10 protein-coding genes are annotated in these 13,267 nt (G+C 71.6%); 5 read left to right on the top strand and 5 right to left on the bottom strand.

The genetic code is table 11. The annotated features are described in order from the left end of the window. Window positions 1–54 precede the first annotated feature (54 nt). From QFZ75_RS12365 to QFZ75_RS12355, 3 genes are all read right to left on the bottom strand, one after another. Window positions 55–1,422, bottom strand: a complete 1,368-nt coding sequence (locus QFZ75_RS12365) for an extracellular solute-binding protein (protein WP_307536432.1) — start codon at window positions 1,420–1,422, stop codon at window positions 55–57. A gap of 209 nt (window positions 1,423–1,631) precedes the next feature. Then, a complete protein-coding gene (locus tag QFZ75_RS12360; protein WP_307536431.1) occupies window positions 1,632–2,324 on the bottom strand; it encodes a response regulator in 693 nt (230 codons plus the stop codon). Further along, complete coding sequence (locus QFZ75_RS12355) at window positions 2,321–4,027, bottom strand: sensor histidine kinase (protein ID WP_307536429.1); 1,707 nt, start codon at window positions 4,025–4,027, stop codon at window positions 2,321–2,323. Before QFZ75_RS12355 ends, QFZ75_RS12360 begins: the two co-directional genes overlap by 4 nt. A gap of 144 nt (window positions 4,028–4,171) precedes the next feature. Here QFZ75_RS12355 and QFZ75_RS12350 point away from each other — a divergent pair, with 144 nt between their 5' ends. Continuing rightward, a complete protein-coding gene (locus QFZ75_RS12350; RefSeq protein ID WP_307536428.1) occupies window positions 4,172–5,602 on the top strand; it encodes a cation:dicarboxylate symporter family transporter in 1,431 nt (476 codons plus the stop codon). Between the two features lie 205 nt (window positions 5,603–5,807). Here QFZ75_RS12350 and QFZ75_RS12345 read toward each other — a convergent pair whose 3' ends face one another. Continuing rightward, window positions 5,808–6,737: an NAD-dependent epimerase/dehydratase family protein gene (locus QFZ75_RS12345; protein WP_307536426.1), complete on the bottom strand. Its 930-nt coding sequence runs from the start codon at window positions 6,735–6,737 to the stop codon at window positions 5,808–5,810. Between the two features lie 119 nt (window positions 6,738–6,856). Here QFZ75_RS12345 and QFZ75_RS12340 point away from each other — a divergent pair, with 119 nt between their 5' ends. The 4 genes from QFZ75_RS12340 to QFZ75_RS12325 all read left to right on the top strand — a co-directional run bounded on the left by QFZ75_RS12340 (window position 6,857) and on the right by QFZ75_RS12325 (window position 10,620). Next, window positions 6,857–7,378 carry an Lrp/AsnC family transcriptional regulator gene (locus QFZ75_RS12340; RefSeq protein WP_307536424.1) on the top strand — a complete coding sequence of 174 codons (522 nt, stop codon included), beginning with the start codon at window positions 6,857–6,859 and terminating at the stop codon, window positions 7,376–7,378. A gap of 41 nt (window positions 7,379–7,419) precedes the next feature. Next, window positions 7,420–7,848, top strand: a complete 429-nt coding sequence (locus QFZ75_RS12335; protein WP_307536422.1) for a MerR family transcriptional regulator — start codon at window positions 7,420–7,422, stop codon at window positions 7,846–7,848. Further along, window positions 7,845–8,177 carry a co-chaperone YbbN gene (locus tag QFZ75_RS12330; RefSeq protein ID WP_307536420.1) on the top strand — a complete coding sequence of 111 codons (333 nt, stop codon included), beginning with the start codon at window positions 7,845–7,847 and terminating at the stop codon, window positions 8,175–8,177. The genes QFZ75_RS12335 and QFZ75_RS12330 overlap by 4 nt, the downstream gene beginning before the upstream one ends. A 196-nt stretch (window positions 8,178–8,373) precedes the next feature. Then, on the top strand, window positions 8,374–10,620 hold the full coding sequence (locus tag QFZ75_RS12325) for an ATP-binding domain-containing protein (RefSeq protein WP_307536419.1): 2,247 nt from the start codon (window positions 8,374–8,376) through the stop codon (window positions 10,618–10,620). A gap of 153 nt (window positions 10,621–10,773) precedes the next feature. Here QFZ75_RS12325 and glgB read toward each other — a convergent pair whose 3' ends face one another. Further along, entirely contained in the window at window positions 10,774–13,254 is a 2,481-nt protein-coding gene (gene glgB / locus QFZ75_RS12320; protein ID WP_307536417.1) for a 1,4-alpha-glucan branching enzyme, read from the bottom strand. Window positions 13,255–13,267 lie beyond the last annotated feature (13 nt).

The raw sequence follows: 13,267 nt of genomic DNA, 5'->3' as shown, positions 1-13,267 counted from the left end.
GCCGCGCGCCGCCCACCGGGGCCGGCCTTCCGCTGGGTGAGGGTCACGCCGTGCTCACTTCTCGACGACCTGGCCGTCCGTGACCGACTTCAGTTCCTCGTCGTAGTCGCGCGCCGCCTCGGCCACCGAGCTGTCACCGGTCGTCACCCCTTCCATGGCCTCCTGGATCGCCGTGGAGACCTTCGGGTACGCGGGGTACGCGGGACGGTAGTGCGTGCTCGCCACCAGGTCCGTGAAGAACTTGATGCCGGGCTGCGCCTTCACGTACGCCGGGTCCTCGGCCACGTCCGTGCGTACCGCGATGCCGGAGTTGGCGATGTACCACTTCTGCGCGTTCGCCTTCGTCTGCATCGTCTTGACGAACTCGAAGGCCAGGTCGGGGTTGCCGGCCTTGCTCGGGATCGCCCAGGTCCAGCCGCCCGACATGCTCACCTTCTCGGGGGACTGGCCGTGCTGCGTCGGCATGTACGCGAGACCGAGCTTCTCGGACCACTCGGGCCACTCGTGGCCGCTGCCCTTCTGCCAGTCCTGCGGCAGCCAGGAGCCGTCCAGGTTGATGCCGAGCTTGCCCCCGGGCAGGAGGTCACCGCGGACGCTGGTCGCGAAGTTGGGGTCGAGGGCGTCCGAGACGTCCGGGCCGAGCTTCTCCTTGAAGACCGTCTCGACGAACCGCAGCGAGTCCTTGAAGCCCTGGCTGCCCGTGATCCACTTCTTGGACGCGGTGTCGTACAGCGGGCTCTCGGTGGCGCCGGTGGCCGTCCCGTACAGGAGCATCTCGAAGCCCTGCATGGTGGCCGCCTCGCCCGCGGGCTTGCCCGTGTACACGTTCATCGGGGTGACGCCGGGGACCTTCTCCTTGATCGTGCGGGCCGCGTCGAGGATGTCGTCCCAGTTCTTCGGCTGCCAGTCGGCGGGCAGGCCCGCCCGCTTGAAGATGCCCTTGTCGAACCACAGGCCCCGGGTGTCCGTGCCGTCCGGGACGCCGTACGTCTTCCCGTCCTGGGCCTCCGCCGCCGACTTCGCCGTGTCGATGAAGTTGCCCCAGTCCTCCCACTTGCCGAGGTACGGGTCCAGGGGCTTGAGATAGCCGCTGGTGATGTCGGAGTTGATGAGGAAGGTGTCCTCGTAGACCAGGTCGGGTGCCGTCCTCGGCGAGCGGAGCATCTGCTGGAGCTTCGTGTAGTACTCCGAGTCCGGGGCCTTGATCGGGACCAGCTCGACCTTCTTGCCCGGGTTGGCCTTCTCGAACTGCTCCTTGATGTCGGCGAGGTAGTCGTCCATGACCCGGACCGAGTTGTCCGTCGACTGTTTGTAGGAGATCTGCACGGTGTCCGGGTCGCTGCCGGAGTCGCTGCCACAGGCGCTGAGCGCGCAGGCGGTGAGCAGGGTCACGAGGGCAAGGGGGGCGGCGGTGGGACGCACGGGTACGACCTCCTGCTGGCCGACGTCTTTGTGGCCTTGTTCGGTTGCCCGAACGTAGAAGCAGTGGTCGGGTCAGGTCAATGACCTTGCGGGGCGGGCGAGCACTCCCGGTACCGAGTCGTGACCCGGCGTGTCCGTCGTGACCCGTTGCGCGGACTTCGTGACCTGCCGTGCGGACCGCGTGACCCGTCGTGCCGGACCCCCCCCCGTCATCCCTTCACCCACCGGTACTGCAGCTCCGGCCGGCCGACCTGTCCGTACTGGGGACTGCGTCCGGCCCGCCCCGCGTCCACCAGGTGCTCCAGGTACCGCCGGGCCGTGATCCGCGAGATGCCGACCGCCGCCGCCATGCCGGTCGCGGTCAGCCCCTCCGCGCTGCCGCGCAGGGTCCGGGTGACCTTCTCCAGCGTCGGCGCGCTCAGCCCCTTGGGCAGGGCGGCCGGGCCGGGCGCCCTGAGCGTGGCCAGCGCCCGGTCGACCTCGTCCTGGCCGCTGGCCTCACCGGCCGCGGCGTGGAACTCGGCGTAGCGCACGAGCCGGTCCCGGAGGGTGGCGAAGGTGAACGGCTTGAGCACGTACTGCACCACGCCCAGCGACACCCCCTCCCGCACGACGGCCAGGTCGCGCGCGGACGTCACCGCGATGACGTCCGCGTGGTAGCCGGCGGCGCGCAGCGAGCGGGCCAGCTGCAGGCCGTGCACGTCCGGCAGGTGCAGGTCGAGCAGGAGCAGGTCCACGGGCGTGCGGTCCAGAGCCCGTCTCGCCTCCGCCCCGGTGTGTGCCTTGCCGACCGCCCTGAATCCGGGCACCCGCCCCACGTACAGGACGTGCGCGTCCGCCGCGACGGGGTCGTCCTCGACGACCAGGACGCGGATGTCCTGGCGCGGGGGAGACGTGCTCATGGGGTGCCTCCGTGCGGCGTGGGCTCGGGCTCGCGTTCGCGCCCGGACTCGGGTTCGGATTCGGGCGCGGCGTGGATCTCGGTCCCCGCCCCTGCCCCTGCCCCTGCCGAGGGCGGCAGGGGCAGCCGTACCTCGAAGGACGCGCCGCCGCCGGGGGCGGTCGTCACGGTCAGGGCGCCGTCGTGCCGGGCCACCGCCTGCCGTACGAGCGCCAGGCCGAACCCGCGCCCGCCCGGCCCGGCCGGCTTCGTCGACCAGCCGCGCCGGAACACCTCCTCCGCGTGGGCCGGGTCCACCCCCGCCCCGGTGTCGCTGACCCGCAGGACCAGGCCCGCCGCGTCCGCGAGCGCGGTGACGGTGACCCGGGCGCCCGCCGAGCCCTGCGCCGCGTCCACCGCGTTGTCGATCAGGTTGCCGAGGACCGTCACCAGGTCCCGGGCGGTGAGGGACTCCGGGAGCAGGCCGTCGTCGATGCTGCTGTCCTCGGAGACCACCAGTTCGACACCGCGCTCGTTCGCCTGGGCCGTCTTGCCGAGCAGCAGGGCGGCGAGGACCGGCTCGCTGACCGCCGCGACGACCTGGTCCGTCAGGGCCTGCGCCAGTTCCAGCTCGGCCGTGGCGAAGTCGACGGCCTCCTCGGCCCGGCCCAGCTCGATCAGCGAGACGACCGTGTGGAGCCGGTTCGCCGCCTCGTGGGCCTGCGAGCGCAGCGCCGTGGTGAAACCGCGCTCCGAGTCCAGCTCACCCATCAGGGACTGCAGTTCGGTGACGTCGCGCAGGGTCACCACCGTGCCGCGCCGCTCACCGCCCGACACCGGCGAGGTGTTCACGACCAGCACCCGCGACGCCGTGAGGTACACCTCGTCCACCCGCGGCTCCCCCGACAGCAGCGCTCCCGTCAACGGGGCCGGCAGGTCGAGCCGCGCCACCGAGCGGCCCACCACGTCACCGCGCACGCCGAGCAGTTCGCGCCCGCCATCGTTGATCAGCGCCACCCGGTACTGCCCGTCCAGCATCAGCAGCCCCTCGCGCACCGCGTGCAGCGCGGCCTCGTGGTAGTCGTGCATCCGGCTCAGCTCGGCCGCGTTCATCCCGTGGGTGGAGCGGCGCAGCCGGGCGTTGACGACGTACGTGCCGACGGCGCCCAGCGCCAGCGCCGCGGCGGCGACCCCGAACAGGGCTCTGACCTGCTCCTCGACCCGCGCGCTTATCTCGTCGACCTTGATGCCCGCGCTGACGAGGCCGACGATCCTGCCGTCGTCGCGGATCGGTGTGACGGCGCGCACGGACTCACCCAGGGTCCCGGTGTACGTCTCCGTGAAGGACTCGCCGAGCAGCGCCCGGTCCGTGTGCCCCAGGAAGTGCTTGCCGATCAGCTTCTCGTTGGGGTGGGTCCAGCGGATGCCCTCCGGGTCCATGATCGTGACGAAGTCGACCTGCGCGCCGCGCTGCACCGCGACCGCGTACGGCTGGAGCGTCCTCGTCGGGTCCGCGGTGCGGATCGCCTCCCGTACGGAAGGGGAGTCCGCGACCGAGCGGGCCACCCCCATGGCCTGGCGGCCCGCCGCGTCCTCGGCCTGGCTGCGGTCGCTGACGTACGTGAAGAGCGCGCAGCCCGTGACCACGACCGCGACGAGCACCGCCTGCATGGCGAAGAGCTGACCTGCCAGGCTGCGGGGTCGCGGGACGCGGGGAAGGCGCATGGGGACAGTCTGCATGGCCGGAAATGCATGAACGTAATGAACGGAAGGGTGACCGCCCTCACACGCCGGGAGATAGTCACCGACAACCCCCGGACGTGAGCCGCACGCCGGATGATGCCGACGACGTCGTCAAGGAGGGCAGCCGTGACCAGCACACCCGATACGGCACCTGCCGCTCCCGCCGCAAAGCGGGACCGCACGCACTATCTGTACATCGCGGTGATCATCGCCGTGGCCGCCGGTATCGCGGTGGGTCTGATCGCCCCCGATTTCGCGGTGAAGCTGAAGCCGATCGGTACCGGCTTCGTGAACCTGATCAAGATGATGATCTCGCCGATCATCTTCTGCACGATCGTCCTGGGCATCGGCTCGGTACGCAAGGCCGCGAAGGTCGGCGCGGTGGGCGGCATCGCGCTCGGCTACTTCGTGGTCATGTCGTTCGTCGCGCTCGCCATCGGCCTGGTCGTCGGCAACATCCTGGAGCCCGGTACGGGCCTCGCGGTGACCGACGCGATCAAGGACGCGGGCCAGGGGCAGGTCGTCGAGGCGAAGAACACCGAGGAGTTCCTGCTCGGGATCATTCCCACGACGATCGTCTCCGCGTTCACCGGCGGCGAGGTCCTGCAGACCCTGCTCGTCGCGCTGCTCGCCGGCTTCGCGCTCCAGGCCATGGGTTCGACCGGTACGCCGGTCCTGCGGGGCATCGAGCACATCCAGCGCCTCGTCTTCCGCATCCTCGCCATGGTGATGTGGGCGGCGCCCGTCGGTGCGTTCGGCGCGATGGCGGCGGTCGTGGGCTCGGCGGGTGTGGACGCGCTCAAGAGCCTCGCCGTCCTGATGCTCGGCTTCTACACCACCTGTTTCCTCTTCGTCTTCATCGTGCTCGGCGCGATGCTGAGGATCGTCGCGGGCCTGAACATCTTCCTGCTGTTCAAGTACCTGGGCCGCGAGTTCCTGCTGATCCTGTCCACCTCCTCCTCCGAGTCCGCGCTGCCGCGGCTCATCGCGAAGATGGAGCACCTGGGCGTCAGCAAGCCGGTGGTCGGCATCACCGTCCCGACCGGCTACTCCTTCAACCTCGACGGCACCATGATCTACATGACCATGGCCTCGCTGTTCATCGCCGACGCCATGGGTACGCCGATGTCGATCGGTGAGCAGATCCCGCTGCTCCTCTTCCTGCTCGTCGCCTCCAAGGGCGCGGCGGGTGTCACCGGCGCGGGTCTGGCCACCCTGGCGGGCGGTCTCGCGTCCCACAAGCCGGCGCTGGTGGACGGCATCGGCCTGATCGTCGGCATCGACCGCTTCATGAGCGAGGCGCGCGCCCTGACGAACTTCGCGGGCAACGCGGTGGCCACCGTCCTGATCGGTACGTGGACCAAGGAGATCGACCGGCCGCGGGTGGACGAGGTGCTCGCGGGGCGGCTGCCGTTCGACGAGACGACGCTGCTCGACGACGGCCACGGGGGTCGTGCCGACGGCTCCGACTCCGGCTCCGGCTCCGGCTCCGATTCCGGCTCCGGCTCCGCGAATCTGCCGGAGCAGCCCGGTGACAAGGCGCTGGCGAAGGCCTAGCCCGTTCGCGTCCTCGCGCTCCGGGCGGCTGAGCACTTCCCCCTCGCTCAGCCGCCCGGCCCCGCCGGTTCCGGATCGTCGCACGGGTGCGGCTACGCGGTGGCCGAGCGCGCAGTTCCCCGCGCCCCTGAAAAGCGGGGCTGCGCCCCCGCCCCTAAGGGGCGCGGGGAACCGCGCGGCCCGCCGACGGCGGGCCGCGCCCGGCTCAGTGGGGGGTGCCGAGGGTTTCGGTCACCGCGTGGGGGAGCCAGTCCCGCGTCCTCGTGAAGGTGAAGCCGAGGCGCGTGGCGCGGCCGTTGTCCATCCCGTACGAGCGGGTGAAGGCGAAGGGGGAGAGGCCGTCGGCCGGCCCGACACGGAACACGGCCGCTCGGCCACCACCGCCGCCGTCCTCACCACCCGCCACGAGCCCCCCGCTCACCGCCTCGCACAGCTCCTCCAGCCCCAGCACCCCGTGCGACGCCGCGTTCACCGGCCCGGTGAACTCCTCACCCACCGCCCACGCGAGGAAATCGGCGATCTCCTCGACATGGATGTACGTGGCCGGACGGTTCACCGCGGGCACGGCGACCGGCTCGCCGGACCGGATCCGCTCGGCGTAGTGGGCCAGCCGCCCGGTGAAGTCGTCGGCGCCGCCCAGCACATGGGCCACCCGCACGGCCACGTACGGAAACGCCGGTTCCGCCGCGAACACGGCCTCCGCCTGCCGCTTGCCCTCGCCGTAATGGGCGTCACGGAACTCCGGGTCCCCCCACGGGAGCCCGGGATCGACCGGGACCGTACGCGGGTCGACGGCGTCCTCGCCCACCGGGTCCGCCGAGTCCTCGTACTCGTACACCTCGACCGTGGACGTCATGACGTACCGCCGGACACGTCCGGCGAAGACCCGGCGGGCGATCTGCGCCTGCACGGGGGTGTAGCAGACCTGGTCGACCACGACGTCGAAGGCGCGGGATCCGAGCGCCCGCACCAAAGACCCTTCGTCGTCCCGGTCGGCGACCAGGTGGACGGCGCCCGCGGGCGGCGCGGCCGAACCGCGGTTGACGACGGTCACCCGGTCCCCGGCGGAAAGCAGCCGGCCGATCAGCCGCTTTCCGAAATACCGGCTGCCGCCTATGACACACACTTCGCGCACGGCGTCCCTTTCCCCTGAATTCCGGACCGTCCCGGCCGTTCCCCGCGGTCCCCGGCCGCACCGGCCGGATCCGCGGTCATAATTCTCGCGGCGTACGCGTGCGGTCTGAAGGGGGAGACATGGGAGATACGGTCGCGGCACCGAAAGAACCACGGCATACGCGGGCCGGCACCGACGGAACACCGGTCGCCCTCGACGCGGTGGACCGGCAGATCCTGGACCTGCTGCAGAGCGACGGCCGGATCAGGCTCAGCGAGCTGGGCCGCCGGGTCCGGCTGTCCCCGGCGGCCGTCGCCGAACGCGTCCGCCGGCTGGAGTCGGCCGGCGCCGTCACCGGCTACGGCGCCCACGTGTCGCCGAAGCACCTCGGCTACGGCATCCAGGCCTTCGTCCGGGTCGACCCGCACGGCGGCTACACCCTGAAGCACCCCAGGACGCTGGAGCTGCTGGCCCGTCCCGAGATCATGGAGGCCCACCACGTCGTCGGCGAGGACTGCTGGATCCTGAAGGTCGCGGTCGAGGACACGGTCCACCTGGAGGACGTCCTGGAGCAGGCCTCGGCGCTCGGCCGTACGACGACGTCGATCGTCCTGTCGTCCCCGGTGGAGCGCAAGCCGCTGCTGCCGCCCGCCCCCCGCTGACCGCTTGCCTTGACGTCGGCGTCAAGGATTACCGTCACGGCATGCGAATCGGCGAGCTGGCGGCGCGGGCCGGGACCACCACGCGGACGCTCCGGTACTACGAGTCGCGGGGGCTGCTGCCCGCGCGGCGCGGGAGCAACGGGTACCGGGCGTACGACGAGGACGACCTGAAACTGCTGCGGCAGATCAGGACGCTGCAGGACTTCGGGTTCGACCTGGAGGAGACGCGACCCTTCGTGGAGTGCCTGCGGGCCGGCCATCCGCAGGGCGACGCCTGCCCGGCCTCGCTCGCCGTCTACCGGCGCAAGCTGGGTGAGCTGGACGCGCTGATCGACGAGCTGCGGTCCGTACGCGAACAGGTCGGCGGACAGCTGGCGCGGGCCGAGCGGGCGATGGGCGACCTGGCGGCCGAGGCGGCGGTTCCGGGCGGTCCGGAACCGGTATGCGAACTGGGAGGGCGGACACGGTGATCAAGGCGGCAGGAGTGGCCGAGGTGACGGACGCGGACTTCGAGGCGGAGGTGATCGGGGCGGAGCTGCCCGTACTGGTGGAGTTCACCGCGGACTGGTGCCCGCCGTGCCGGCAGATCGCGCCGGTGCTGAGCGCCGTCGCCGCCGAGCACGCCGGCCGGCTCAAGGTGGTGCAGCTGGACGTGGACACGAACCCGGAGACGACGAACGCGTACAGGGTGCTGTCGATGCCCACCCTGATGGTGTTCCGCGGCGGGCGGCCGGTGAAGTCGATGGTGGGCGCCCGGCCCAGGCGGCGGCTGCTGGAGGAGCTCGCGGACGTCCTCTGACGGGCCCGCGGCCCGTACAGAGAAATCCCCCGCAGGAATTGCCTGCGGGGGATTTCTCTGCGTATATTGAATAGTTCGTGACTTACGCAAAACAAGTCACTGATAAGTTCACTGCGCACAGTATATCCGGGCGGGAGCGGAATTGTCAAACAAGGCCTCACACACAGACTCAACCACTGGATTTCCGGACGAGGAATTGCGCCGTGAGCAGGAATTCATCGACGGCCTCCACGCGCGTGTGGACGCGCTGCGCGGCGGCACCGAGGCCTCCGTCGCGGACGCCCTCGCGCAGGGCAGCACCCCGATGCAGGCCCGCCTCGAACGGGACGTCCTCGTCGCCGAACGTTCCGGTCTGCTCGCCGCGCTGAACGCGGTCGACGGCTCGCTCTGCTTCGGCCGGATCGACCTGGCGGACTCCTCCGACCCCACTCATCCCGCCCACCTCACCCACCACATCGGCCGCATCGGCATCCGTGCCGACGACGCCGAGCACACCCCGATCCTGATCGACTGGCGCGCCCCGGTCGCCCGCCCCTTCTACCTCGCCACCGGTCACACCCCCATGGGGCTGCGCCGCCGGCGGCACATCACCACCGAGGGCCGGGCCGTGACCGCGCTGCACGACGAGATCCTCGACCTGGGGGACCAGGTGCGCACCGGGCACGAGGACCCGACCGGGGACGCCGTGCTGCTCTCCGCTCTCAACTCCGCCCGCACCGGCCGCATGAACGACATCGTGCAGACCATCCAGGCCGAGCAGGACCGCATCATCCGCGCCCCGCACCGCGGGATCCTGGTGGTGGAGGGCGGCCCCGGCACCGGCAAGACGGCGGTGGCGCTGCACCGGGCCGCCTACCTCCTCTACGAGCACCGGGAACTGCTCGCCAAGCGGGCCGTCCTGATCGTCGGCCCGAACCCCGCCTTCCTCGGCTACATCGCCGAGGTCCTGCCCTCGCTCGGTGAGACGGGCGTCCTGCTCGCGACCGTCGGCGAGCTGTACCCCGGGGTGCGGGCGAGTGCCACCGACACCGCGGAGGCCGCCGCGGTGAAGGGCGGCGCCGGTATGGCCGACGTCCTCGCCGCCGTCGTGCGCGACCGCCAGGCGCTGCCCGATCCGGTGATCGCCGTCGAGCACGACCGGGACATACTGATGCTCGACGAGGGTCTCGTACGCGTCGCCCGCGACCGCACCCGTGAACTGCGGCTGCCGCACAACGCGGCCCGCGAGCACTTCGAGGGGCACATCCTCAACACCCTCACCGACATGGTGGCCGAGCGGATCGGCACGGACCCCTTCGACGGCACGAACCTGCTGGACCCGAGCGACATCACCCAGATCCGCGACGACCTCGCCGAGAACCCCGAGGTCTGGGCCGCCATCGACCGGTTGTGGCCGCGCGTCACCCCGCGGCGCCTCGTCGCGGACTTCCTCGCCGAGCCCGACGCGTACCTCACCGTGGCGGACGCGGAGGCCGTCCGCCGCCCGGTGACCCGTGCCTGGACGACCGCCGACGTCCCTCTCCTCGACGAGGCCGCCGAACTCCTCGGCGACGACGACCGGACGACACGGGCCGCCGCCGAGCAGGAACGGGACCGGCAGGTCGCGTACGCCCAGGGCGTCCTCGACGTCTCGTACGCGTCCAGGACGTACGAGTTCGAGGACATGGACGTGGAGGACGCGGAGGTCCTGTCGGCGCACGACATCATCGACGCCGAGCGGATGGCCGAGCGCCACGAGGAGGACGACCACCGCAGCGCCGCCGAGCGGGCCGCGGCCGACCGGACCTGGGCGTTCGGGCACATCATCGTCGACGAGGCGCAGGAGTTGTCCCCGATGGCCTGGCGGCTGCTGATGCGCCGCAGCCCCACGCGGTCGATGACGCTCGTGGGCGACCCCGCCCAGACGTCCGAGGCCGGGGGTGTCGGTTCCTGGTCGGACATCCTCCACCCCTATGTCGGGGACCGCTGGGAGCACACCCGGCTCGCGGTCAACTACCGCACACCGTCCGAGATCATGGAGGTCGCGGCGGCCGTCCCGCGGGCCGAGCGGCCGGATTTCGAGCCGCCGGGTTCGGTGCGGTCCACGGGGGTGCGTCCCCTGGTGCGCCCGGACGCCGACCTGCCCGGTGCGGTGGAGAAGGTGGCCGCCGAACTGGCCCCCGCCGAGGGGCGGCTCGCGGTGATCGCGCCGCGCGACCTGCACGGGGTGCTGGCCGCCCGGCTGGACGGGGTGGTGGCGGGGGCGGAGCCGGATCTGACCCGGTCGGTCGTGCTGCTCGATCCCCGGCAGGCGAAGGGGCTCGAGTTCGACGCGGTGGTGGTGGTCGAGCCGGGGCGGTTCGGCACGAGCGACCTGTACGTGGCCCTGACGCGGGCCACGCAGGCGCTGGGCATCGTGCACGCGGCTCCGCTGCCAAAGGCTTTGGCGGCCGCCCTGCCTTAGACGCCTCTTCCGCCCCCGTCGTCCCTGGGGCTGCGCCCCGGCCCCCCCCGGTCGCGCCGCGCGCTCGTCCTCGAACGCCGGACGGGCTGAAGAATTCAGTCCGTCCGGCGTTCGAGGACCGGGGGTCCGGGGCGGAGCCCCCGGGGAAACGTCCTACGCCGGGCGCAGCCACACCGTCGACAGGGGTGGCAGCGTCAGGCGGATGCTGGACGGGTGGCCGTGCCACGGCAGGTCGTCCGGCTTGACGGGATCGACGTTCGAGACGTCGGCCCCGCCGTACCGCCCGGAGTCCGTGTTGAGCACCTCGTGCCACGCGGCCACGTCGTCCGGCACCCCGAGCCGGTACTCGTGCCGCACCACGGGCGAGAAGTTGGACACGGCCAGCAGCGGCGACCCGTCGGCGGCGTACCGCAGGAAGGCGAACACGTTGTCCTCCGCCGCGTCCCCGGCGACCCAGCCGAACCCGGCCGGATCGGTGTCGAGCTCCCAGAGCGCCGGCACATGCCGGTACACCGAGTTGAGGTCGCGGACGAGGTCGCGGACGCCCCGGTGCTCGGCCTCGGCCCCGTACGCCGGGTCGAGGAGCCACCAGTCGGGCCCGTGCGCCTCCGACCACTCGGCGCCCTGCGCGAACTCCTGCCCCATGAAGATGAGCTGCTTGCCGGGATGGGCCCACATGAAGCCCAGGTAGGCGCGCTGGGTGGCGCGCTGCTGCCACCAGTCGCCGGGCATCTTCGACACCAGCGACCGCTTGCCGTGCACCACCTCGTCGTGCGAGATGGGCAGCACGTAGTTCTCGCTGTACGCGTACACCATCGAGAACGTCATCTCGTGGTGGTGGTACTTGCGGTACACCGGCTCGTGCGAGACGTAGTCCAGCGAGTCGTGCATCCACCCCATGTTCCACTTCAGGCCGAAGCCCAGCCCGCCGAAGCCGCCCGGCCCTATGTGGTGGGTCGCCCGGGTGACGCCGTCCCACGCGGTCGACTCCTCGGCGATCGTGACGACCCCGGGCTCGCGCCGGTAGACGGTGGCGTTCATCTCCTGGAGGAAGGCGACCGCGTCGAGGTTCTCCCGGCCGCCGTGGACGTTGGGCGTCCACTGCCCGGCCTCGCGCGAGTAGTCGAGGTAGAGCATGGAGGCGACGGCGTCGACCCGCAGCCCGTCGATGTGGAACTCCTCGCACCAGTACACGGCGTTGGCGACGAGGAAGTTGCGCACCTCGCGCCGCCCGTAGTCGAACTCGAGGGTCCCCCAGTCGGGGTGCGCGGCCCGCAGCGGGTCCTCGTGCTCGTACAGCGGACGCCCGTCGAACTCGGCCAGCGCCCACTCGTCCCGCGGGAAGTGCGCGGGCACCCAGTCCATGATCACGCCGATGCCGGCCCGGTGCAGGGCGTCGACGAGGTACTTGAAGTCGTCCGGGGTGCCGAGACGGGCGGTGGGTGCGTAGAAGCCGGTGACCTGGTAGCCCCAGGAGCCGCCGAAGGGGTGCTCGGCGACCGGCATCAGCTCGACGTGGGTGAAACCGAGGTCGGAGATGTAGGCGGGCAGCTGCTCGGCGAGCTGACGGTACGTCAGGCCGGGCCGCCAGGACGCCAGGTGCAGCTCGTAGACGGAGAACGGGGCCTTGTGCGCGGGCCGGTCGGCCCGGCGTGCCATCCACTCCTCGTCCTGCCACTCGTGCCGCGAGGTGTGGATCACCGAGGACGTGGCGGGCGGCACCTCCGTGCGCCGGGCCATCGGGTCGGCCCGCAGCGTCTTCGACCCGTCGGGCCTGGTGATCTCGAACTTGTACAGCTCGCCCTCGCCGACCCCCGGGGCGAACAGCTCCCACACACCGGACGAGCCCAGCGAGCGCATCGGGAACGCGGTCGCGTCCCAGAAGTTGAAGGTGCCGGCCACCCGGACCCCGCGGGCGTTCGGCGCCCAGACCGAGAAGCGGGTGCCGGTGACGCCCTGGTGCTCCATCGGCTCCGCGCCGAGGACCGTCCACAGCTGTTCGTGCCGGCCCTCCCCGAACAGGTGCAGGTCGAGGTCGCCGAGCGTGGGCAGGAAGCGGTACGCGTCCTCGATGTCCTGGACGGCTCCCTCGTACTCCACCGAGAGCCGGTACTCCGGAACCTCCCGCAGCGGCAGCACGGCGGAGAAGAACCCGTCCCCGTCGTCGTGCAGCTCGGCCCGCAGGTCCTCGGCGACGACGGTCACGGAGAGCGCGTACGGCCGCAGCGCCCGGAAGACCACCCCGCCGTCCACGGGGTGGGCCCCGAGCACGGAGTGCGGGTCGTGGTGCGCGCCCCCGAGGAGCCGTTCCCGGTCGGTACGGTCCAGTACCGCCTGCGACCGTATGTCCTGCTGCGGCCGCACGTCCTGAACGGACTCCGGTTCCGGGTCGGCGACCCGCGCCACCACCGTGTCCGGTGCCGGTGCCGGTGCCGGTGCCGGTGCTGGTGCGGATGCCGGTGCCGGTGCGGATGCGGGGACAGGCGTGGGCGTGGGCTCCGTGGCCTCGGCCCGTACGTCCTGCGCCGCCGGCCGGTCCTTCGCCTGGTCGGCGGCCTTTTCGGCGGCCTTGGCCTTGGCCTTGGCCTTCGAGCTCTTCGGCTTCTTGCCGGGCGGGTTCGGGCGGGGCGTCACGGGCGGAGCCTCC

Source organism: Streptomyces sp. V3I8, assembly GCF_030817535.1.
Classification (GTDB): Bacteria; Actinomycetota; Actinomycetes; order Streptomycetales; family Streptomycetaceae; genus Streptomyces.
The sequence above is the reverse complement of the archived record's forward strand: the minus strand, read 5'-3'. Positions and strand labels throughout refer to the sequence as shown.

Excerpts from the sequence above, each read along its gene's own strand:
- QFZ75_RS12360 (WP_307536431.1), bottom strand. The coding sequence starts at position 2,324 with ATGAGCACGTCTCCCCCGCGCCAGGACATCCGCGTCCTGGTCGTCGAG.
- QFZ75_RS12355 (WP_307536429.1), bottom strand. The coding sequence starts at position 4,027 with ATGCGCCTTCCCCGCGTCCCGCGACCCCGCAGCCTGGCAGGTCAGCTC.
- QFZ75_RS12340 (WP_307536424.1), top strand. The coding sequence starts at position 6,857 with ATGGGAGATACGGTCGCGGCACCGAAAGAACCACGGCATACGCGGGCC.
- QFZ75_RS12335 (WP_307536422.1), top strand. The coding sequence starts at position 7,420 with ATGCGAATCGGCGAGCTGGCGGCGCGGGCCGGGACCACCACGCGGACG.